This window comes from Mucilaginibacter sp. GW821-FHT07H05 (assembly GCF_059418485.1).
This window is the reverse complement of the sequence record NZ_JBWKPY010000006.1, coordinates 146,043-167,081: the sequence shown is the minus strand read 5'-3', so window position 1 is coordinate 167,081 and position 21,039 is coordinate 146,043. Positions and strand designations below refer to the sequence as shown.

20 protein-coding genes are annotated in these 21,039 nt (G+C 44.6%); 12 read left to right on the top strand and 8 right to left on the bottom strand.

Annotated elements, in window-relative coordinates; translation table 11 throughout:
- The first annotated feature begins 139 nt into the window (after positions 1 to 139).
- From AC07M6_RS17175 to AC07M6_RS17165, 3 genes are all read left to right on the top strand, one after another.
- Positions 140 to 526 carry a hypothetical protein gene (locus tag AC07M6_RS17175; protein ID WP_494891512.1) on the top strand — a complete coding sequence of 129 codons (387 nt, stop codon included), beginning with the start codon at positions 140 to 142 and terminating at the stop codon, positions 524 to 526.
- Positions 527 to 706: 180 nt separating this feature from the next.
- The gene (locus AC07M6_RS17170) at positions 707 to 1,180 is read left to right on the top strand and encodes a hypothetical protein (protein WP_494891510.1); all 474 of its coding nucleotides are present in this window, start codon (positions 707 to 709) and stop codon (positions 1,178 to 1,180) included.
- An 82-nt stretch (positions 1,181 to 1,262) separates the two neighbouring features.
- A complete protein-coding gene (locus tag AC07M6_RS17165) occupies positions 1,263 to 2,351 on the top strand; it encodes a PKD domain-containing protein (RefSeq protein ID WP_494891508.1) in 1,089 nt (362 codons plus the stop codon).
- Between the two features lie 156 nt (positions 2,352 to 2,507).
- Here AC07M6_RS17165 and AC07M6_RS17160 read toward each other — a convergent pair whose 3' ends face one another.
- Positions 2,508 to 3,350, bottom strand: coding sequence for a DUF2911 domain-containing protein (locus AC07M6_RS17160; RefSeq protein WP_494891506.1), 843 nt, complete (start codon positions 3,348 to 3,350; stop codon positions 2,508 to 2,510).
- A 194-nt stretch (positions 3,351 to 3,544) separates the two neighbouring features.
- On the opposite strand from AC07M6_RS17160, the gene AC07M6_RS17155 reads away from it, so the two are divergent.
- The 4 genes from AC07M6_RS17155 to AC07M6_RS17140 all read left to right on the top strand — a co-directional run bounded on the left by AC07M6_RS17155 (position 3,545) and on the right by AC07M6_RS17140 (position 8,968).
- Complete coding sequence (locus tag AC07M6_RS17155) at positions 3,545 to 3,952, top strand: hypothetical protein (RefSeq protein WP_494891504.1); 408 nt, start codon at positions 3,545 to 3,547, stop codon at positions 3,950 to 3,952.
- A gap of 94 nt (positions 3,953 to 4,046) precedes the next feature.
- Positions 4,047 to 5,792 (top strand): aspartate--tRNA ligase, encoded by a 1,746-nt coding sequence (gene aspS, locus AC07M6_RS17150; protein ID WP_494891502.1) that lies wholly within the window; start codon positions 4,047 to 4,049, stop codon positions 5,790 to 5,792.
- An 82-nt stretch (positions 5,793 to 5,874) separates the two neighbouring features.
- A complete protein-coding gene (locus AC07M6_RS17145; protein WP_494891500.1) occupies positions 5,875 to 6,333 on the top strand; it encodes an FKBP-type peptidyl-prolyl cis-trans isomerase in 459 nt (152 codons plus the stop codon).
- Between the two features lie 196 nt (positions 6,334 to 6,529).
- Positions 6,530 to 8,968 (top strand): DUF5916 domain-containing protein, encoded by a 2,439-nt coding sequence (locus tag AC07M6_RS17140; protein ID WP_494891498.1) that lies wholly within the window; start codon positions 6,530 to 6,532, stop codon positions 8,966 to 8,968.
- A gap of 331 nt (positions 8,969 to 9,299) precedes the next feature.
- On the opposite strand, the gene AC07M6_RS17135 is transcribed toward AC07M6_RS17140, so the two are convergent.
- Positions 9,300 to 10,001 carry a response regulator transcription factor gene (locus AC07M6_RS17135; protein ID WP_494891496.1) on the bottom strand — a complete coding sequence of 234 codons (702 nt, stop codon included), beginning with the start codon at positions 9,999 to 10,001 and terminating at the stop codon, positions 9,300 to 9,302.
- Positions 9,998 to 11,494 (bottom strand): sensor histidine kinase, encoded by a 1,497-nt coding sequence (locus AC07M6_RS17130; protein WP_494891494.1) that lies wholly within the window; start codon positions 11,492 to 11,494, stop codon positions 9,998 to 10,000. Before AC07M6_RS17130 ends, AC07M6_RS17135 begins: the two co-directional genes overlap by 4 nt.
- Positions 11,495 to 11,631: 137 nt before the next feature.
- On the opposite strand from AC07M6_RS17130, the gene AC07M6_RS17125 reads away from it, so the two are divergent.
- The gene (locus AC07M6_RS17125) at positions 11,632 to 12,852 is read left to right on the top strand and encodes a redoxin domain-containing protein (protein ID WP_494891492.1); all 1,221 of its coding nucleotides are present in this window, start codon (positions 11,632 to 11,634) and stop codon (positions 12,850 to 12,852) included.
- Here the strand turns inward: AC07M6_RS17125 and AC07M6_RS17120 are convergent.
- From AC07M6_RS17120 to AC07M6_RS17105, 4 genes are all read right to left on the bottom strand, one after another.
- Complete coding sequence (locus AC07M6_RS17120) at positions 12,837 to 13,850, bottom strand: DUF3078 domain-containing protein (protein ID WP_494891490.1); 1,014 nt, start codon at positions 13,848 to 13,850, stop codon at positions 12,837 to 12,839. The two genes, AC07M6_RS17125 and AC07M6_RS17120, sit on opposite strands and share 16 nt — an antisense overlap.
- 158 nt (positions 13,851 to 14,008) lie before the next feature.
- Positions 14,009 to 14,734 (bottom strand): ribonuclease III, encoded by a 726-nt coding sequence (gene rnc / locus AC07M6_RS17115; protein ID WP_494891488.1) that lies wholly within the window; start codon positions 14,732 to 14,734, stop codon positions 14,009 to 14,011.
- Positions 14,735 to 14,743: 9 nt separating this feature from the next.
- Positions 14,744 to 15,997 carry a beta-ketoacyl-ACP synthase II gene (gene fabF, locus AC07M6_RS17110; RefSeq protein ID WP_494891487.1) on the bottom strand — a complete coding sequence of 418 codons (1,254 nt, stop codon included), beginning with the start codon at positions 15,995 to 15,997 and terminating at the stop codon, positions 14,744 to 14,746.
- 19 nt (positions 15,998 to 16,016) lie between these two features.
- Positions 16,017 to 16,253, bottom strand: a complete 237-nt coding sequence (locus tag AC07M6_RS17105; RefSeq protein ID WP_008508386.1) for an acyl carrier protein — start codon at positions 16,251 to 16,253, stop codon at positions 16,017 to 16,019.
- Positions 16,254 to 16,400: 147 nt separating this feature from the next.
- Here AC07M6_RS17105 and AC07M6_RS17100 point away from each other — a divergent pair, with 147 nt between their 5' ends.
- From AC07M6_RS17100 to AC07M6_RS17090, 3 genes are all read left to right on the top strand, one after another.
- Positions 16,401 to 16,823, top strand: a complete 423-nt coding sequence (locus AC07M6_RS17100; RefSeq protein WP_494891485.1) for an IPExxxVDY family protein — start codon at positions 16,401 to 16,403, stop codon at positions 16,821 to 16,823.
- A gap of 69 nt (positions 16,824 to 16,892) precedes the next feature.
- Positions 16,893 to 18,329: a pyruvate kinase gene (gene pyk / locus AC07M6_RS17095; RefSeq protein ID WP_494891483.1), complete on the top strand. Its 1,437-nt coding sequence runs from the start codon at positions 16,893 to 16,895 to the stop codon at positions 18,327 to 18,329.
- A gap of 383 nt (positions 18,330 to 18,712) precedes the next feature.
- Complete coding sequence (locus tag AC07M6_RS17090) at positions 18,713 to 19,276, top strand: hypothetical protein (protein WP_494891481.1); 564 nt, start codon at positions 18,713 to 18,715, stop codon at positions 19,274 to 19,276.
- 250 nt (positions 19,277 to 19,526) lie between these two features.
- On the opposite strand, the gene AC07M6_RS17085 is transcribed toward AC07M6_RS17090, so the two are convergent.
- Positions 19,527 to 20,033 carry a thioredoxin family protein gene (locus tag AC07M6_RS17085; protein WP_494891479.1) on the bottom strand — a complete coding sequence of 169 codons (507 nt, stop codon included), beginning with the start codon at positions 20,031 to 20,033 and terminating at the stop codon, positions 19,527 to 19,529.
- A gap of 193 nt (positions 20,034 to 20,226) precedes the next feature.
- Between AC07M6_RS17085 and AC07M6_RS17080 the strand changes: the two genes are divergently transcribed.
- Positions 20,227 to 21,012, top strand: coding sequence for a hypothetical protein (locus AC07M6_RS17080; RefSeq protein ID WP_494891477.1), 786 nt, complete (start codon positions 20,227 to 20,229; stop codon positions 21,010 to 21,012).
- Positions 21,013 to 21,039: the final 27 nt, after the last annotated feature.

The window sequence follows — 21,039 nt, the reverse complement described above, 5'->3', positions numbered from 1 at the left end:
CAGGGTGCAAAGGTAAAGGTATTTTTCAATTCTGATAGAACGCTGTATTGGGCTCTGAGTGGTAAAAAAACATATGATATTTTATTAATAATATTATTATTACATTTATTACAATTTTAACCATAACCAACCTAATATTATGAGACTACTACTTTTCTTTTGTGCGCTATGTTTTACCGCACCTGCGTTCTCGCAAGACATTAAAGCATCCGTTATTACAACCGACAACACTCATCTCACCACACTTTCCAGTTCGCAAATATTGCGTATTGAAGCAGATGTAAGCGCAAGATGGAGTGGTGTATCGGGATGTTGTACCGGCGGTACTCCAGACAAAGAGATAACCAAAGCCTTCAATAAATGGGCTAAAGACCAATTATTTGCGCATAAAGAACTGAAATTTGTTAGATATGGGCATGCAGGCGGATCAGCGAAGTGCAGTACAAGCAGAGGAGGTTTTCCGGATAGAAAAAGATCTTGCCGGGGAGGGGCCACAGTAAAAGCATATATTGAATTTGCTAAATAGCAACACTATATAATTTAAAATATTTTTTTTAATAAACTCGTGTAGAGATGCAAATTTTTGTTTCTACACGTTTTTTTTTTGCCTGAATAGTAGTTAAGTTCTGTTGACTATATTTGGTTACAAAACAAGCCCCCATTGAATTCACCCGACAACAACCCTATTTACCAAGCCGATCCACAAATGTTATACAGCGTTATCCGGGCAGTACGGCGACTAAAGCGCGATTGCTATTTTTGCGATATAGTATTGCTGGTTTATACCGCGTTTTTATATAACAAATACGCTAACGATATACAAACCTTTATTTACTGGGAGGTGGGCATAGTGCTGTTATTAGGTTTTGTCCAGTATAAACTAATTGCAGGCAAAGGTAATTTTATCAATAAGTCGGCAGTTGAAGTTAGCGTGACAGACGGCTATATTTATATGAAAACCGCTGCGTTTGGCGGCCCTTTCTGGTTTAAAAAAGAATCGGCAGAATTGAAGTTTGAGCAGGCCCAAACAAAAATCACACAAGTGGTAAACCCGTATATATCCATTTTTAAAGCAGATAAACAGGTTACCAAACTAAGGTATAAAGGGAAAGACGCCTATATTATCAACGGTTATTATAACTGGCGATTGGAAGAAGACCTGGCGGACACACCATCCTGATAGCTGGCCGCTTTATAAAAATTTCGTGCATTTATTTAAAATATAGCGGTACTTTGAGCTTAAAGTTTAATACCCGGTTATCATGAATAAAAAACTCATCTGCATTGTTGCCCTGCTATTGCCCTTTGCGTTAACCCTGCATGCCCAGGAACCCGAAAAAGATAAACGCAGCTTTAAGATCTTCCAGTTCCCGGCAGATAAGATCCCGCGTATTGATGGCAATACCGATGATTGGTCCATGGTGCCCGATAGCTTTACCGTGGGGATAGATCAGCTAAGGGATGATAACAAACATTTCCTGAAGGCCGATCCTAAAAACCTGGATGTAAAAGTAAAAGTGGGCTGGGTGAAAGGCGAGAACCGCCTGTATTTTTTGTACGAGGCCTATGATAACTACTGGGACTTTTCGCTGCCCGACCTGCATAACGATATTTTTGAGGTTGTGGTAGATGCCGACCGATCGGGCGGGACATTTATTGATGATATGCACCCCAATAAGGACATGGAAAAGTGGGATGCCTACTTTGCCTTTCATGGTGTGCACGCTCAAAACTATCACATCTTTACCCCTGCCGTGGGTAAAGACTGGACACTGGTATGGGGCAGCCAGCCCTGGATAAAAAAATTACCTTATGCCAATGCCGCTTATAATTACAAATTTAAACCCGGCGAAAGCGGCAAACTGATCCTGGAGTTTTTTATTACCCCTTTTGATTATGCGGGCACAGAAGGCCCGGTGCGGGCAGTGCAATCTAACCTGTACGATAACAAGATCATCAGCATGAGCTGGGCCGTGCTGGATTATGATGATGTGAACGATAAAAGCAAGCAGGGCTTTTGGAACCTATCGCGCCAGCACAAAATGTATGGCAATGCCGATTATCTGCTGCCCTTTAAACTGATGCCGCTGGATGACCGCTATAAAAAACCGATCGAGGCCGACTGGTCGTTCAAAGTAGTGGATATGAGCCGCAGGGTGGTGGCCTTTATCGATGAATCGCAGGGGAAGGTAACCTCCTGGAAGTGGGACTTTGGGGATGGCACCTCATCTACGGAGCAATACCCCTACCATCAATATAAAAACGCCGGTAAATACGTGGTGATCCTTGATATTGAAGGCCCGGCCGGCAAATCGCGGCGATCAAAAGTGTGGGATGTTGCTGTTAAGTAAAAACAAGGAAGGAGGCGAATGCCTCCTTCCTTGTTTAATATAATAATTTGTCATTGCGAGCGATAGCGTGGCAATCCCATAGGACAAGCAAGTAGGACCTGCCTATGGGATTGCCACGTCGCTATCGCTCCTCGCAATGACAATTAGGTTATATGCTTACTTCTTCGCCAGCGCAATCACTTCCTTATTCAAGCGCAGATATTCATCGTTTTTACCGGTGGTGGCGGCATCAACACCGGCCTGGGCAGCGGTAATAGCGCCGGCTTTATCACCTTTCTTTAACAATACACGGGCTTTCCAAAGTTTTACCAGATAGGGCGGGAAGCCTGGTGCTTTTTCAAGTTCAGTTACCCATGTTAATGCCTTATCCAGGTCTTTATTGTTGCTGTAGTAATACATAACCGCTTCAAAATACGGCTTTTTAGCAGTTGCCATGGCCGAATCTATCCGGGCCATTACCGTAGCGTCAATATCGGCAACAATATGGAAGGCAAAACCCGAATGTTCCCATTTCATCTGCAAATCGCAGGTGGTTGGGCTTACGTTTATAAAATTCAGGGTCATGGTTTCGGTCAGGTCTTTCAGCTTATCCGTTTTTACTTTAAAGCGTAAAAAGTCGTCGGCCTCCTTATAAGTATAAGCGCCCCATTGCTTAGCGGTTTTGTTTAATATAATGGTCCACTCTTCGGTGCCGGGGATACTGAATAAGCCATACTCGCCGGCAGGCACTTTTTTGCCATCAATAATTACCTCGTTGGTAAATTTTATTACGGTGGCGCTATTAGCACCCGTGCGCCAAACTACGTTGTAGGGCTCCATCCCTCCAAAAATTTTCCGGCCTTTAACATTGGGGCGGGCATACGTTAATGTGATTTTACCCAAACCAAAGTTTTGCGTAATAATTTGGGTTGAACTCGGCGCCGGGGTTAGCTGTGCAAAGCTGCTGGTTGCGGCAAATAATAACACCACGGCGAATAATTGAATACAGGTCTTTTTCATGTTTGATCAGTTTTTGTTGCACTAAAGGTATTAAAAATTAAGATGTTAAATATGCGAATGGCACTTTTGGGCGATTAGTTTTCTGTTAACCATAGAGCGTACTGAGTTAAAATTAACAGAGGGTACAGAGATAAAATCACAACATAAACCGCGTTTAACGGTTATCTAAAATACATTAACCTAATAAAACCGATATGAAAACATTTCATTTAATCCCAATTGGGCAAAAAAGAACACTGCTGATACTAACCATTATATTTGGCTTGTTGAATTTTAAAACGCAGGCCCAGGTACGTTCCGGATCCTCAATAAGCGATACCGTTACCTATGTGCTTTATAATAACGATCAGAATTTTGACAGTAAGCGTACCATTGTTTTTAACGATAAAAAAAGTGTGGATTCGCTGGCTCACCTGTTAGCCACAAAAGAAAACAAGCAATACCAGATCGTTTACCGGAAGGAAGGGCAGCAGGCCAAATTAATTTCGGCCAAATATTTAAGGATGTTAGATAAAAGCGGTTTTTACAGCATCACCATTGCCTATAATAAGCGCGGCATGGGCGATGATACCAAGCCGGTATATATCATTACGTCGAAGTAGCAGGCAGGTATTTTATCAGGTTTTACCTTTTAGTGTAATCACCTTTCAGCTTTCGGCTCAAAAACGTACTTTTGCGCTTTTACAACAATAAGCTATGCTACGTACACATACTTGCGGCGAATTAAATATCAGCAACTTAGGCCAAACCGTTACCTTATGCGGATGGGTGCAAAAATCGCGCGATCTGGGCGGTACCACTTTTATTGATATGCGCGACCGCTATGGTTTAACCCAACTGGTTTTGCACAGCGATACCGATGCTACCCTGCGCGAAACGGCCCGCGGCTTAACCCGCGAGTACGTGATCAAAGTAACAGGCACGGTGTTGGAACGTACCAGCAAAAATGCGAAAATGGCTACCGGCGATATCGAGATCAGCGTTGAAGCTATCGAGATATTGAACGAATCGAAGATCCCGCCGTTTTTAATTGAAGACGAAACTGATGGCGGCGAGGAACTGCGGGCTAAATACCGCTACCTGGACCTGCGCCGCAACCCGATACGTAATAACCTGGTGATGCGCCATAAACTGGCCCAGGAAGTACGCCGTTACCTGAGCGATTTGGACTTTATTGAGGTGGAAACCCCGGTGCTGATCAAATCGACACCCGAAGGCGCCCGCGATTTTGTGGTGCCCAGCCGTATGAACCCCGGTGAGTTTTACGCCCTGCCGCAATCGCCGCAAACCTTTAAGCAATTGCTGATGGTGAGTGGTTTCGACCGGTATTTCCAGATCGTTAAATGTTTCCGTGATGAGGATCTGCGCGCCGACAGGCAACCGGAGTTTACCCAGATTGACTGCGAAATGTCGTTTATTACACAAGAGGATATCCTGAATGTGTTTGAAGGCATGACCCGCCACCTGTTTAACCATGTAAAGGGTATTGAACTGAATGATTTCCCGCGGATGGATTATGCCGATGCCATGCGTTTGTATGGTTCGGACAAACCCGATCTGCGCTTTGGGATGGAGTTTGTGGAGATGAACGATTTGGTGAAAGGCAAAAACTTCGGCGTGTTTGATAACGCGGAGCTGGTAATTGGCATTAACGCCAAAGGCTGCGCCGAATACACCCGCAAGCAATTAGATGAACTGACCGACTGGCTGAAACGCCCGCAAATTGGCGCTACAGGCCTGATATACTGCCGCTACCAGGCAGATGGTACGCTTAAATCGTCCGTAGATAAATTTTACGGCGAAGACGACCTGACCAACTGGGCCGCCGCCTTTAACGCCGAACCGGGCGACCTGATATTAATATTAGCGGGCCAAACCGATAAAGTACGCAAGCAAATGAACGAGCTACGCCTGGAGATTGGCGGCCGTTTAGGCTTACGCGATAAAAACAAATTCGCCCCGCTGTGGGTGGTTGATTTCCCGCTGTTGGAGTGGGACGAGGAAACCAGCCGTTACCATGCGATGCACCACCCCTTCACTTCGCCTAAACCCGAGGATATTGCCCTGCTGGATACCAATCCCGGGGCTGTACGCGCCAATGCTTACGATCTGGTGATCAACGGTACCGAAATTGGCGGTGGATCTATCCGTATCCACGATAAAAAATTGCAATCGCTGATGTTTAAGCACCTGGGCTTTTCGCCCGAAGAAGCGCAAAAGCAATTTGGCTTTTTAATGGATGCTTTTGAATTTGGCGCGCCTCCGCATGGTGGTATCGCTTTCGGGTTTGATAGGCTAAGTTCTATTTTTGCCGGACTGGATTCTATCCGCGATGTTATCGCCTTCCCTAAAAACAACTCGGGCCGCGATGTCATGATCGATTCGCCATCCACCATTGCCGATGCGCAAATGAATGAATTAAAAATAAAGACGACTGTTTAGTTAATCAGTGATTGGTTGATTAGTGAATAGTTAAATATAAACAAGCTTATAATTTTCACCTTAAAACAGAGTTAATAGATTGATGAAAAAGTACTTTTTAATATTATTTGTGCTGGTTGCAGGCCTTTCAGCATGTAAAAAAGATGATGATTTTGATGCCACAGCGCAGGCCGCGACAGATGATGCCGCTATACAGGCCTACCTGAAAGCCAATAATATTACCGCGGTAAAAGATGTATCGGGTTTGTATTACCAGGTTACTACCCCGGGCACAGGCACATACCCAACTTCGGGTTCAACCGTTACGGTAAACTATGTGGGCAAACTGTTAAACGGTACCCAGTTTGATGCCGGCACTGGTTTCAAAACATCATTAGGCAGTGTAATACGCGGCTGGACAATTGGTGTACCGCATGTGCAAACCGGCGGCACAATTAACCTGTATATTCCTTCGGCCCTGGGTTATGGTAATACGGCAACCGGCGCTATACCGGCAAATTCGGTACTGGTATTCAGGGTCGATCTGCTCAGTATCAATTAAAAATATCGTCAGCTATAAAACCGCTACCGGGATTTTATCCGGTAGCGGGAAAGCTGTCTCTCTCTCCGGGATAGAAAAACCGGCAATCAGCCCGGTTTTAACACTTTTAACCACTTTTTAACTATCGCTTAACAAAATCTTTGTAACGATTAGGGTACTTTAGTAGTCTTATCACCAACTACTATTATTATCTGTAATGAAAGTTTTATTAAGCTTTTTTTTCTTCTGCCTGGCAATACCTGCCTTTTCACAACCACCGGTTAAAAAACTGGAAGCCATTAAGGTGAGCACCCCACCTAAAATTGACGGTATCCTCGACGACGAGATCTGGAAAACCGCGCCCATCGCTACCGATTTTATTGAAAATAACCCCGTAGCCGGCCGCCGCGAAAAACCCGAGGAACGTACCGAAATAAAGGTGGTTTACGATAATACCGCCATTTATGTATCGGCCCGTATGTATGAAACATCGGCCGATAAAGTAGCGCGCGAACTAACCACCCGCGACCAGATTGCCAACGACGATTTCATCGGGATCATATTTGATACCTATCTTGACGGGTTGAACGGTACCGGCTTTTATACTACCGCAGCAGGCGTACAATACGATGCCAAATACAGCAACGGCGGCAACGAAGACGACAGCTGGAACGGCGTGTGGGAAAGTAAGGTAAAAGTGGACGACCACGGCTGGACAGCCGAGTTTAAGATCCCTTATTCGGCTTTGCGTTTTGGTAAAAAGGATGTACAAACCTGGGGCATGAATATGGTACGCAGGCGGCAGAGCACCCAGGCGCAGCTGTTTTGGAACGAGCTTGACCCTAAAAAGAACGGCCTGATGAACCAGGAAGGCCAGCTAACCGGTTTAAAAGATATTACGCCTCCGCTGCGTTTGGCTTTTTACCCTTACTTTTCTACCTATTTAAACCATTACCCGTATAATACACCGGGTGTAAAAAATACCAGCGGATCGGTAAATGGCGGTATGGACGTAAAATACGGCATTAACCAAAGCTTTACGCTGGATGTTACCCTGATCCCCGATTTTGGACAGGTACAATCAGACAATAAGGTTTTAAACCTGACCCCGTTTGAAGTAAAATACTCCGAGAACCGGCCCTTTTTTACCGAGGGCACCGAGCTTTTTAATAAAGGCAACCTGTTTTACAGCCGGCGGATCGGCGGGTCGCCTATTGATTATGGCAGGGCTTATGATGGCCTTAAACCCGGCGAAGAGGTGATCAGCAACCCGTCCGAAACGCGTCTGTTAAATGCTACCAAAATATCCGGACGCTTATCAAACGGGCTGGGTATCGGCTTTTTTAACGCCATCACCAATTCGGCCGATGCAGTGATTGAAGATGCAAATGGCAACCGCCGGGAGGTGGAAACATCGCCGTTAACCAATTACAATATTTTGGTGCTTGATCAAAACCTGAAAAATAATTCGGCAGTTACCCTCATCAATACTAATGTCACGCGCTTCGGTAAGGATTATAATTCGGACGTAGGCGGCCTGGTGTTTAACCTGAAGAACAAAGCCAACTCGTACGCACTAAGCGGTTATGGCCTGATGAGTAATCTGTTTTACGCCGACCATACCACTACCGGCTACAGTTACGAGGTTTCGGCCGGGAAAACCCAGGGTAACTTTACCGCCTCGGTTACGCAGGATTTGGTGAACGATAACTACAACTCTAACGATCTGGGCATATTATTCAACAACAACTATTTCGATCATAACATCAACCTGCAATACGCCAACTATAAACCCAAAGGCAATCTGTTTACCAATTGGGGCATTTACTCAAACATTTATTATTCGCGCAGGTACAAGCCGGCGGCCTATCAAAAGCTGGAGTTGAATTTGGGCAGCTTCTTTCGCTTTAAAAACAACTGGCAAGGCAATTTGAACCTGAACAACAACCGTGAGAGTAATGATTTTTACGAACCGCGGGTAGCAGGCCGCGTGTTTCGCCGGCCCGAAGAAAATAATCTTAACTTCAATATTAACAGCAGCCGATCTACCCGGCTTAACGGCTACATATTTGTGGCATTGAGAAAACGTAATAAATTTGCCGGCAAGGGTTACGATGCCGAAGCGGGTTACAACCTGCGCATCACCAACAAATTTGGTATAGGTGGCGATATCTCCTATACGCCCCGCAGCAATTATGTTGGTTTCAGTACCATGGATACGGTGAGCAACAACCCCATTTTTGCCCGCAGGGACATGCAAACGGTCGAGAATATTTTTAACGTGAAATACACGTTCAACAATGTGGCTGGTTTGTCGTTCAGGTTGCGGCACTATTGGTCTAAACTAAACAATAAGGAGTTTTTTGATCTTGATCAGGATGGCGGCTTAACTCATCTTACATCAACCAATTTCGATCATGCTGTAGATCAAAATTACAACGTATGGAATATTGATATGATATACGAGTGGCAGTTTGCCCCCGGCAGCATCCTAAGCCTGGCCTGGAAAAGCTCGGCGCTTACCAATACCAACATTGCTAAGTACGGCTATTTTAACAATTTTGATAATACCTTTAGCCAGCCTAAAAACAATAACTACTCTATTAAGATCCTTTATTATATCGATTATCAGAATTTGAAAAAGAAGAAGGCCTGATAAAAACTTGTCATTGCGAGCGATAGCGTGGCAATCTCGTCGCATGCAAACCAACTACGGGATTGCCACGTCGCTCCTCTCTTACCCATGCCGCATCTGTTTTAAACACCATGTCATTTCGAACGAACCTGCGGAGGCAATGGGTTGGGGTGAGGAGAAATCTTATACGATTTACCTATCGCGCGTATAAGATTTCTCTTTCGCCCTCCCCGCAATCCCGGCCCTTGCTCTATCGAAATGACATGGCGGTTTTAACGTCATCCATACCCTTAACGTAGCAGCTGGATTTGATAATTCGCAATGACAAGTTGTGCTTTCATCATGGCTCAGACTATTCCTGCACTTCACAAATCAACTTATACCCCTGCCCGCGGATATTAAGGATACTTACCGATGGGTCATTCTTTAAGTACCTGCGCAGCTTGGTAATAAACACATCCAGGCTGCGGCCGCTAAAGTAATCGTCATTATCCCAGAAGGTCATTAAAAGTACCTGGCGGCTGAGTATTTGGTTACGGTTAACAATCAGCATTTGCAATATTTCGCACTCACGGGTGGTTAATACCCGGTGGCTGCCCGCAAAACTTAATATACCTTTGGGATATTGAAAGGTATAATCGCCCAGGCGGGTATTTTTTGTGCCGGTATTCACGCTGATAGCCAACCGGTTTTTACTCATCAGCGCTTTCATGCGGATGATCAGCTCTTCCAAACTAAAAGGTTTTTTCAGGTAATCGTTCCCCCCGCTTTCAAAGCCCTCTACCACATCCTTAGGCAGCGAGCGCGAGGTAAGGAAAATAACAGGCGTATCCACATCCGTGTTTCTGATCTGTTTGGCAATAGCAAACCCATCGCCGTCGGGCAGCATTACATCCAGGATGATGATATCATACGGTTGCTTTGCATATAAAACCATGGCTTCTTTAGCGGATGCTGTATGCGTAACTACAAACCCGCGCGTTTGCAGGCTTTCGCGGACGATCTCGGCCAGTACCAGCTCATCCTCTACCAGTAAAACATGTTGCTTTATCATACCGGCCATGCTAAATATAGGGTGCTGCCTTTGCCATATTCGCTTTCCATTTTGCACCAGCCCCTGTGTTTTTCTATAATACTCTTCACATAACTTAGCCCCAGGCCGTGCCCTTTAATATGGTGATGACTGGATGGCACCCGGTAAAACTTCTCGAAAACATGCGGCAAATTATCGGCTTTAATGCCGGTGCCGTTATCTTTAACCGCAATTACCAAATACCCCTGCCGCATGGTGCATGCTACCTGGATATCGATCTCCTTATCCGAATATTTAATGGCGTTATCTATCACATTGATCATGGTATGCTGAAAGTAAAGCTTATCGGCATAAATGCTTTTTAAACCCGAGTGGTTAACATACCCGATGCTGATCTGCTTTTGACTGGTGAGGGTACACTCGTTTAAAATAGCTTTGATCGTTTCATCTACATTAATTTGTTCGGGCTTAATATCGAACTGCTGGTTCTCGTACAACGATATGTTCAGCACCTTATCTACCAGTGCGGTGAGCCGGGCCAATTCGTTTTTAGAATGTCTGAGATAGCGTTTGGTTTTCTCAGGGTCATCTAATACATCAAAGCTGGTTAAAGCTTCTATAGCGGCAGATACCGTGGCTATAGGCGTTTTAAACTCGTGAGTGATATTGCTGATGAAATCATTTTTAATAGCCGATACTTTCTTTTCCCTGAATAGCGACCGCAGCAGGTAAAACAGGCTAAAGGCCACACCGGCTATCAGCAGCAGCGATCCGGCAAACAACAAGCCCATCCGTGTAACAATATAAGGGAAAGGGTTGCTGAACATAGCCCGTACATAATGGTCGTTAGGGCTTTTTTTGTAAGTGATAAATGCTTTGCTGATGACCGGGTGCATAGCCAGCAGCTTAGGGTCGAACTTGCTGCGGTTAACCGTGCTGTCTTTTGTGCGCAGGTAGAAGGTAAAGGGTACATGAATATCACGTTCGGCCAGCAGGCGTTTTAAAATCGGGCGAAGGCGGGCGGTATCGAAATCATATTTCTTGGTTTGTCCTAATACAAAAGCACCCATTTTTTGGGTGTGATACAACACAAAATGTCCTTCTAATTCGCTGATGCGGACATCCCAGGCAAAATACCGGGCCAGCTTCTCCCTGAAAACCCGATCGCTTTCTCCCTTTTGCACATCAATACTATCTGATGAGAAAGAGTTGCCTTCTTTGCGGTTTTGCGCGTTGGCTACCGTAAATACATTGGCCTTTTTCTTTTCATCGTACTTTACGGCTAAGTAATATTCCGAGGTATCCATCAGCAACCGTGCTAAATGTTCCTGTATGGTATCGCAACGTACCGAAAACTCCTTTTTTATGGCATCCTCCATAGCCAGGTTCACTTCTTTTTGGAAAGTGGCTTTGTTTACCTGGTAATAATTAATTATCCAATACACCTGCAAAGCAAATACCCCGGCAACTGCCGTTATACATAAGGCCAATAAGTAGCGCGTGCTTTTTTTCATCCCGATCAAATATAAACGGTTGTACCGGCTTAAGCCCTGCCGTTAACATAATATAACCTAAATTAACCCGGCCGATAACACAGTCCTATTTTTACGATGCGCAGTTTTGTATCATCAAAAAACAATATCGCAACGTTATGAAAAAACTATTGATAGCCGCCCTGATCCTTTTGGCGATCAAGGCCCCTGCCCAAAATTTCATTCTTAAAACCGGCGACCATTTCCCCGACCTTACCATCGCCCCGATGATCAACGCGCCCATGAAAGAGGTAAACCTGAACCGTTATCCATCAAAAAAACTATTCATCATTAACTTTTGGGGCACCTGGTGCAGCCCCTGCATCCCCGAAATGGACGAACTGGCTAAACTGCAGACCAGATACAAGCAACAGGTACAGGTTATCGGTTTATCTAACGAGCCTATAGCCCGCCTGCAAAAATACCTGGCCAAAAAGCCATCGGGCATTTGGTTGGCTACCGATACTACCGAACTGCTTTACCAAATGCTTAACCTGGCCTATGTAGGGCAAAGCATAGTGGTAGACAGCAAACACCGCATAGTAGCCTTTTTAAAAACAGATTCCATCAACGCGAAGGTGATAGACCGGCTGCTGAAAGGTGAAAAAGTAAAATCGAATGGTGAAGTGCAGAACGCCCTCAGCCGTACAGATAAGGATGCTTTTGGGGTAGATAGCTTACTGGAGAATAATTTTACTATCCGAGGTTATATGAAAGATCAGCAAGCAATGGGTAAAGCACCTACTATGGGGATATTTGCCGGTCGCAGGGTTTCTTACTATAATATTGGGCTGCTCACCTTGTATAAGGCCGCGTATAAGATCACATCAATGAAACAGGTAGTGTTTGAAGGCGATGCTAAAAAGTACGATGATTTCAAAAATAAAAGCCTGCTTTATTGTTTCGACCTGCTGGTTAAGCCAAGCCAAAAGGATAGTTTGCTTTTGATCATGCAACAAAAACTGCAGCAATCCCTGCCGGTAAAAGCCCGGATGGAAATGCGCGATACCGATGTTTATGTATTAAAGCTGAAGGAAGAGGGCAAGGTAATCATCCCGGCATCTAAGTTAACAGCGCTTACCTATGGCTTTAGCGGCCGGGGATTTGACGGACAGGGCGCTACCCTCAACGATTTTTGCAACATATACCTAAGTAATGAATTCAACCTGCCGGTGATTGATGAAACCGGGGTTGATGGCCGGTACGATATTAAAACCAATGTAGAAATGCGGACAAAGGAAGGCATCCTGAAATCTATTGATGATATTGGATTTAAGGTTGAAAAAACGCGCCGAAAACTCAGGATAATGGTGCTTTATACCGATCAGGGGAATTTATAAATAACCCCCAGCGCGAAACCTTCGGTAGCTTGTGGTTTGGTAGAGGTATCATGATCAAACAATACGGTGCCGGTAATATTTACATTGAACAGCTTATTCACCTTGGCTATCAGTACCGCATCCAAACGGTGATCGATATTGGTTAAACCGCGGCCGTAAGGGATAAAGCCAGCATAACGCGCGCTGAAATGCATGTTTTGCATAATGTCCTTATCATAGGTTGATACCACCTGGAAAGCCAGTTCGTTTTTAAAAGTACGGCCGGGCGTTACACCATAATTATTTGAAACGCGATGATACATAGTAGTATCCAGCACAAAGGTTTGGCGGGCCGTACCCGTGCCGATACGTAAATCGAAGACCTTGTTTGGCTTATACTCAATACCTACCGATTCGGTCAGGTAACCCGGCGACATCAGGCTGGATATCAATATAGGCGCGGCATTAGCCGGATATTGGTAGCCCTTATCAAACTGCGACTCGAACGTAAGCGACCCGAAAAAGAACCACGTTTTAGAAAGTTGGGTAGCTACCTTATTATCAAAAAACAGGCGGTCGTTGGTTTTGCGGGCAATTTGCCCTTTATTGGTTACCCGGCCGTAAAGCGCATTTAGTTCGCCAACATAGTTAAACGGCGCTTTATTATACTCGGTTTTATAGTTAAAGTTACCGCCAATGGCCAGCGAGCTTACACCACCCGCGCTCCAGTTATTGCTAAAGGCCGATTGGTTAAGGTTAATGCCAAAAGTGATCCATTTGCGCCAGTAATTGATCTTATAATCCATCATGGATACAGGCAGCTGCTCCTCGCGGATAATGGCAGGCTTTACGCGGATAGGGATGCCGTTGCGGCGCGGTTCAATGCGGTACCGGTTCAGCAGGTTAGTATCAATCTTTAAGCTGTCGGCCCGTTTCAGGCTGTCGGTTTTTTGGGCAGCGGCAGGGATAGTGAAGTATAAGCAGGCAACAAAAAGTAATTTGGATACTGTTTTTAACATCGTACAACAAATAAAAGCAAAAAACCTTTTTTAATAAAGTTTATGTTTTAGCTACCTGCTTCAAAACGGAAATCATGGCTTTTCATTGCTTCCTTTAAGGAAATTTCGCAATTGAAACTCCGAATTTCGCACTACTCCCCCTTCAGGGGGCCGGGGGGCTAAATCCCCAATGCTTCGCAAGCCTTCTCGGCCGATAGTTTTTCCGCGTTCTTTTTGCTGAACTCTTTGCCCAGGCCCATCACCTCGCCATCAATAACCGCGTGTACGCTGAATAGCTTGGCGCTTTCGCCCTCCTGGTTCTCTACCAAATCAAAGCTGATATCCTTACCATGGCGCTGGCACCACTCAATCAGTTTGCTTTTAAAGTTAGTTTCGGTTTGCTCCAGCGTATGGATATCAATATGCGATTTGATGATATGGTTGATCAGGAAATTTTTTGTAAAATCATACCCCTGATCCAGGTACACCGCGCCGATGAGCGCCTCAAAGGCATCGCCCAAAAGCGAGCCCTGGCGGGTATTGCTTACCATGCGGTTATCATACTCTACCAATTGCTCAAAACCCAGCTTGCGGGCCAGCTGGTTCAGGTTAACCCGGCTTACAATTTTTGAACGTAATTCGGTCAGGAAGCCCTCGTCTTTATAGGGGTATAGCTTAAACAGCACTTCGGCCACAACGCTGCCTAATACGGCATCGCCCAAAAACTCTAGGCGCTCGTTACTGTTCTTTACCCCTTTTTTTACGTTGGTGGCTATAGATTTATGGCGGAATGCCATACGGTATAAAGACAAATTGCCCGGTATAAAACCGAGCAAATTCTTTAATTTTTTAACATATTTCCTTTCAGGGGACAAATAAAGCTTGTAAAAACCGGCTATTGGCATTTGTAGGCTTTAATCTTCGTACTTTTTGAAAATAACGGAAGCATTGTGCCCGCCAAACCCAAATCCATTGCTCTGTGCCGCCCTTACAATCCTTTTTTGAGATTGGTTAAAGGTAAAATTTATTTTAGGATCAAAAGCCGGATCATCGGTAAAGTGATTGATAGTTGGCGGGATAATATCGTGCTTAACAGCCATAATAGCTGCAATAGCCTCAACCGCGCCGGCAGCACCTAACAGGTGGCCCGTCATTGATTTGGTTGAGCTGATGTTTATCCGGTAAATATCATCACCATACGCTTCGGTAATGGCTTTTACTTCCTGCGGGTCACCAATAGGGGTTGATGTACCGTGTACGTTTACGTAATCAATATCGGCCGATGTCATTCCGGCATCTTCCAGCGCGGCTTTCATTACCAGGGCAGCGCCTAAACCTTCGGGGTGCGGGGCTGTCATGTGGTAGGCATCGGCACTCATGCCGCCGCCCATCATTTCGGCATAAATTTTAGCGCCGCGCGCTTTAGCGTGCTCCAGTTCTTCCAGTATAATGGTACCTGCGCCTTCGCCGGCTACAAAGCCGTCACGGTCAAGGTCAAACGGCCTCGATGCGGTTGCAGGGTCATCGTTACGGGTTGAAAGGGCGTGCATGGCATTAAAACCACCGATACCGGCTTCGTTAATAATCGCTTCAGACCCGCCGCTGATAAACATATTGGCTTTGCCTAAACGAATATAATTGAAAGCATCAATCAGCGAATTGTTTGATGACGCGCAAGCCGAAACGGTAGTGAAGTTTGGCCCGCGCAGCCCGTATTTAATAGAGATATGGCCCGGGGCGATATCCGCTATCATTTTAGGAATAAAGAAGGGGTTAAAGCGTGGGGTGCCATCGCCTTTTGCAAAGGCGGTAACTTCATCCAAAAACGTTTTTAAACCGCCAATGCCCGATCCCCAGATCACCCCGATGCGGCTGGTATCGAGTTTGGAAAAATCCACGCCCGAATCATTTACCGCTTCTTCGGTAGAATAAAGCGCGTACTGAACAAAGGGGTCCAGTTTACGTGCGTCTTTCCTGCCCAAAAAAGCATCCGCGTCAAAGTTTTTTACTTCACAGGCAAACTGCGTTTTGAATTTGGTGGTATCAAAACTTTTAATCAAAGCTGCGCCACTTACTCCATTGATCAAACTATTCCAGTATTCCGAAACGGTATTACCAATAGGAGTAAGAGCACCAAGCCCGGTTACGACAACTCTCTTAAACTCCATCTAATTGTGAAAAGGGAGCCTATTTAACGTTCTTTTCAAGGTAAGCGATGGCTTGGCCAACGGTACCAATGGTTTCTGCCTGATCATCAGGAATGGCCACGTTAAATTCTTTTTCAAACTCCATGATCAATTCCACGGTGTCTAAAGAGTCTGCACCTAAGTCGTTGGTGAAACTTGCTTCAGGTGTAACTTCACTTTCGTCAACACCTAATTTTTCTACGATAATAGCTTTAACTCTTGAAGCGATATCAGACATAGTCTTTATGATTTTAATGATTAATAAATTCTGTGCAAAGAAAAATAAATTAAATCAAATATCAAACCTAAAATCTTTGCATTAAATATAACATTATTTTAGCGCTAATGTTTCTGTTTGTAATTTTACGAACTTAAGTATATTACTTTGAATAAAAAGCTTTTAAAGTTTGAAATTGATTTAGATTTTGTGCTGATAGCTATAACATCAGCACAAAAAGACTACCGCATGTGTTACCTGGTGAATAAATACCTGGGGATGAACTTTGCGCGGGTTGATGACCTGGAGGTAAATATCTATCCCAATTCGGCCCGGGCCGTCCCTTTTTCTATGTACGAATATTATTGGGAAGCCAGCGAAACATCGTTTTACCTGATCGCAAACCGCGGGACTGACGGCCTGCTGATCCCCGAAATGCGCGAAGCCGATTACTTTTTAATGATCAAAAATTATATAGACGACGAAGACCTGAACTACCTGGTTAACGGCCTTAATAAAATACCCGAAGTGGTGGCTGCGATAAAGATTGATCCGAAAAAGATAAAATCACGGGAAAATCTGTTATTTTAGCGCAGTTTTTACAAGGTGTTAAAAATACACTATATTGCGGCCTCCCAAGGCCATATAAACCTCATAAATATGAAATTATCTTACAACAGAACTAAAATAGTTGCCACAATGGGCCCGGCGTCGGCTAAAAAAGACGTTTTAATGTCTATGATAAAGGCTGGCGTAAATGTTTGCCGCCTTAATTTTTCGCATGGCCGCCCCGAAGATCATCAGAAAACGATTGATATTATCCGCGAGATCAACGATAAGTATAAAGTAAACGTAGGCATCCTGGCCGATTTACAGGGCCCTAAGATCCGTATAGGCCTGGTAAAGGACGGCGGCATCCACCTGGCCAACGGTAAACGCATTAACATGACCACTACCGAGTGTATTGGCGATGATAACCAGATTTATATTACTTATGATACCTTCCCGCAGGATGTAAAGGCCGGCGAGATTATTTTGCTGGATGACGGCAAGATCCAGATGAAGGTGATTGAGACCAACCGTAAGGACCTGGTAGTTTGCGAAGTAGTACACGGCGGTATCCTGACATCGCGCAAGGGTGTTAACCTGCCCAACACTAAAGTATCTATCCCCAGCTTAACCGAAGAGGATTTGATTAACCTTGATTTTGCCCTGGCCAATGATGTGGAGTGGATCGGTCTTTCGTTTGTGCGTACCGCCGAAGATATTGTCGAACTGAAACGCATCATCAGCCGCAGCGGTAAAGCATCGCGCGTGATCGCTAAAATTGAGAAACCCGAAGCGATAGATAATATAGACGGCATTATTGAAGCTACCGACGGTGTAATGGTGGCCCGTGGCGACCTGGGTGTGGAAATGCCTTTGGAAGAAGTGCCATTGCTGCAAAAAATGATTGCCCGCAAATGCCGCGCGGCTTCAAAACCGGTTATTATTGCTACGCAGATGCTGGAAAGCATGATCACTACCCCACGCCCAACACGTGCCGAGGTGAACGACGTAGCCAACTCTGTTCTGGATGGCGCCGACGCGGTGATGCTGAGCGGCGAAACATCGGTAGGTGAGTTTCCGCTGATCGTTATTGAAACCATGGCCAAAATTGTGCGTAACGTGGAAGAGCGCGGCTATCCGTTCAACTCGGTAAAAGAAGCTTACGATAAAATACCTGCTGCCAATATAGTAAGCAACGCGGTTTGCGAATCGGCTGTTCACTTAGCCGGCCATACCGACGCGGTTGGTATTATCTCCATGACTTTCTCGGGCTATACCGCTTTTGAGATCTCCAGCTATCGCCCTAAGGCAAATACTTACATTTTTACATCCAACAAAAACCTGCTGAACGCCTTAAGTTTGGTATGGGGTGTAAAAGCGTTTTACTACGATAAACTGGAAAGTACCGATAAAACTATCAGCGATGTAAACAACATCCTGAAAAATGAAAACCTGATAGAGGTTGGCGATGTGGTAATTAACACTGCCGCGGTGCCAATTGCCAAACAAGGTAAAACTAATATGTTAAAGGTTACGGTAATCGACTAAGGCTATCGATCTATCGATATAAAAGGGGAGCAATAGCTCCCCTTTTCTGTTTTACCCCCGTCATGCCGAACTTGTTTGTTTTTAATTCCCCTCTTGGGAGGGGGCGCGTTGGAAAGTGTAGTGGCAGGGGTGTGTCCTAACCAAATTGCATATCGCCGAAAGGACACACCCCTCCACCCCTCTCAAGAGGGGAATCGCACAAACCCCGCTTCCCAACGTCATGTACACCTTCAAAGCCCCCCTGGATTTTGATAATTCAGCATGACATTTTAATATACATTTAACAAAAAATTACAACTCCATGTTAAAAGATGTGAAATACGGCCTGGGCCGATATTAAAGGGAGATTAGCTGCGTTAACGTGAAAAAATTAACGATCAATAATGAAACAGCTCTCCTTATCCTTTTTAGCGCTTTTTATAGTGCTGCTATTCCAAAATTGCAAAAAAAGCAGCGACGACACCACCGCAACAACCACTACCGTATTGCAGGCCAGTATCAACGGTACCGCCTGGACACCCGACACCCTGAGCGCCAATATTACTTATAACGCGGCCGCAAAAACCAAAGTGCTTAATTTTACCGGTACTTATAACCAACGCCGGCTAACCTGCGCGATAACGCTTAACAATGCTACCAATACAAATGATTTCACCATAGGTAGTTATACGGTTGATGCTACGGGCAACCCGCTAATGACCTATAGCCTGCAGCAAAAAGATAATAGCGGTACCTATGTATTTGTGCCTGTAGCCACGGCCGGAACTGGTGACGGCCTGGTAGCCGTATCGGGGGTAGACGCCGCCAAAGGGATAATTACAGGCTCGTTCAGCTTTACCACAAAAAAGTTTAATTACGATAGCAGCGGTAACATTATTTCTATCAGCAACAACGTTATTTCAAGCGGTATATTTACCAATATGCCTTATACGTTTATTAATCAATAAGCTAAGGGCAGAAAGACCAAAGCTTAAAAAATAAAAAAGTCTAAAGTTAAAGCAATCTGCTTCATCTTTAGACTTTCAGCGTTTAAGCCTCCGGCTTAATTAATATACCCTGGCGCTGCAAGCTTTTTTGCAAAGCTTGGTTTTGCTGCCAAAATAATAATCCCAGTAAATGCTTACTATTTTCATGGTTTTAAAAGATCAGGTACAATAATTATATATATGACTTTTTATAGCTACTATGGTTTAACGCTTAATCTGCCTTTGTAGTATGATATGTCTTAGGATCGATAGCAGTTGGCGACCAGTTTTTGAAAAACTCCATTACCTTGGCTTTACTATGGCCCTTCCCCTCTTCCAGGTAAGCCGAGTTTTGGGTGTGCAGGCGATTACCCTTATCATCCAGGATAATAAATACCGGGAAACCAAAACGCTGCGGGTAACCCAGGCTGGCTAAAACGGCTTCGTTTTTATTTTCGGGGCTCCAGTTTACATGCAGCACCACATAGTTAGCATTCATATATTTATTCAGGTCGGCATCAGTAGTTACCAGGCTGTTAAAGCGCAGGCACCAAATGCACCAGTTACCGCCAATTTGCAGCAATACGTTTTTATGTTCTTTGGCGGCTTTCTTAACCGCTTCTTTAATATCGGCCTTAGCATCGGCAGCGGGGTTATAAAGCTTTACACTGTCTTTAACTTGTGCCCTGGCGCTAACCGCTACGGCAGCGAACAGCAGGATAAAAAGATATTTTTTCATAGTCGTGATTTCTTAGTTTATTCAAATATAACAGATTAGGTATTCTTTGCAAATTGCACTGTCATAAAATAAGTTAAAGTATGTAGCAATAAACCCCCAACCATCGTATAAGTGATATCACAGCTATCTTGTTGTGGTACCGTTTGGTATTGACGGGGAATAATTTATCTTTAACCAGCCTTAATCCTTAAAAATGAGAAAACTAATTATCCCGGCAGTATTAATCCTATTGCTTTGCAGCGCTTGTAACAAGCACTTTTACTCTCCTGCATTATACAACAATGATATTTCCTACCAGCCTAAACCAGCTTCGTTCGATAGCGCTAAAAGCGCCACTTATGTTTCCATAGGCGAGGGCCTTAACCAGGCGGTAAACCTGAACAATACGATCTCATTCGGCGAGTTGGATATTTCCCGCGGGCATGTTTTCAAAAACAGCAATATATCATACGGGGCTTTTGGTTTTATTGGCGCCATAGACAACGAAAATTATCAGAACGAGTTGGCAGACCCATATAGCTTTAAATCAAAAAGCTTTGCCGGTATTGGCGGCAGGGCATCTTTCAATATGTTTAAGGCAATTGAAGAAAATGTCAATTTCAGGTATATCGGTGTGGAAGCTACCTATAGCAAAGAATACGGCGACTTTGCCGCCTTACGCCGCGCAGTGCAAAACCAGCCCAATTACCAGGCCACTCCCCGTACAGAAATGTTTACGGTTGGGGCTACCAGCGAAATATTATGGCATTCACTAAAATCAACCGATAACCAATTTGCTTTCCGGTTTTTTCTGGGTAAAACTTTTGGAAATTACGATTACCTGAAAAACGCCACCAGTGATGTAGAGGTAAACAATCTTCCTCTTTATTTTACCGCCAGCTATTTTATGCAGATTAAACATTTTTGGGGCGCCGCCGAGTTAACCCGTAATGATATTTCTATTCCCGGGATAAGAGTGAAGATTGGGTACCGGTTTTAGTCGCTAACAAAAAATACCGGCGACATT

Coding starts and splice junctions, on each gene's coding strand:
- AC07M6_RS17175 (WP_494891512.1), top strand. CDS start 140: ATGAGACTACTACTTTTCTTTTGTGCGCTATGTTTTACCGCACCTGCG.
- AC07M6_RS17170 (WP_494891510.1), top strand. CDS start 707: ATGTTATACAGCGTTATCCGGGCAGTACGGCGACTAAAGCGCGATTGC.
- AC07M6_RS17165 (WP_494891508.1), top strand. CDS start 1,263: ATGAATAAAAAACTCATCTGCATTGTTGCCCTGCTATTGCCCTTTGCG.
- AC07M6_RS17160 (WP_494891506.1), bottom strand. CDS start 3,350: ATGAAAAAGACCTGTATTCAATTATTCGCCGTGGTGTTATTATTTGCC.
- AC07M6_RS17155 (WP_494891504.1), top strand. CDS start 3,545: ATGAAAACATTTCATTTAATCCCAATTGGGCAAAAAAGAACACTGCTG.
- aspS (WP_494891502.1), top strand. CDS start 4,047: ATGCTACGTACACATACTTGCGGCGAATTAAATATCAGCAACTTAGGC.
- AC07M6_RS17145 (WP_494891500.1), top strand. CDS start 5,875: ATGAAAAAGTACTTTTTAATATTATTTGTGCTGGTTGCAGGCCTTTCA.
- AC07M6_RS17140 (WP_494891498.1), top strand. CDS start 6,530: ATGAAAGTTTTATTAAGCTTTTTTTTCTTCTGCCTGGCAATACCTGCC.
- AC07M6_RS17135 (WP_494891496.1), bottom strand. CDS start 10,001: ATGATAAAGCAACATGTTTTACTGGTAGAGGATGAGCTGGTACTGGCC.
- AC07M6_RS17130 (WP_494891494.1), bottom strand. CDS start 11,494: ATGAAAAAAAGCACGCGCTACTTATTGGCCTTATGTATAACGGCAGTT.
- AC07M6_RS17125 (WP_494891492.1), top strand. CDS start 11,632: ATGAAAAAACTATTGATAGCCGCCCTGATCCTTTTGGCGATCAAGGCC.
- AC07M6_RS17120 (WP_494891490.1), bottom strand. CDS start 13,850: ATGTTAAAAACAGTATCCAAATTACTTTTTGTTGCCTGCTTATACTTC.
- rnc (WP_494891488.1), bottom strand. CDS start 14,734: ATGCCAATAGCCGGTTTTTACAAGCTTTATTTGTCCCCTGAAAGGAAA.
- fabF (WP_494891487.1), bottom strand. CDS start 15,997: ATGGAGTTTAAGAGAGTTGTCGTAACCGGGCTTGGTGCTCTTACTCCT.
- AC07M6_RS17105 (WP_008508386.1), bottom strand. CDS start 16,253: ATGTCTGATATCGCTTCAAGAGTTAAAGCTATTATCGTAGAAAAATTA.
- pyk (WP_494891483.1), top strand. CDS start 16,893: ATGAAATTATCTTACAACAGAACTAAAATAGTTGCCACAATGGGCCCG.
- AC07M6_RS17090 (WP_494891481.1), top strand. CDS start 18,713: ATGAAACAGCTCTCCTTATCCTTTTTAGCGCTTTTTATAGTGCTGCTA.
- AC07M6_RS17085 (WP_494891479.1), bottom strand. CDS start 20,033: ATGAAAAAATATCTTTTTATCCTGCTGTTCGCTGCCGTAGCGGTTAGC.
- AC07M6_RS17080 (WP_494891477.1), top strand. CDS start 20,227: ATGAGAAAACTAATTATCCCGGCAGTATTAATCCTATTGCTTTGCAGC.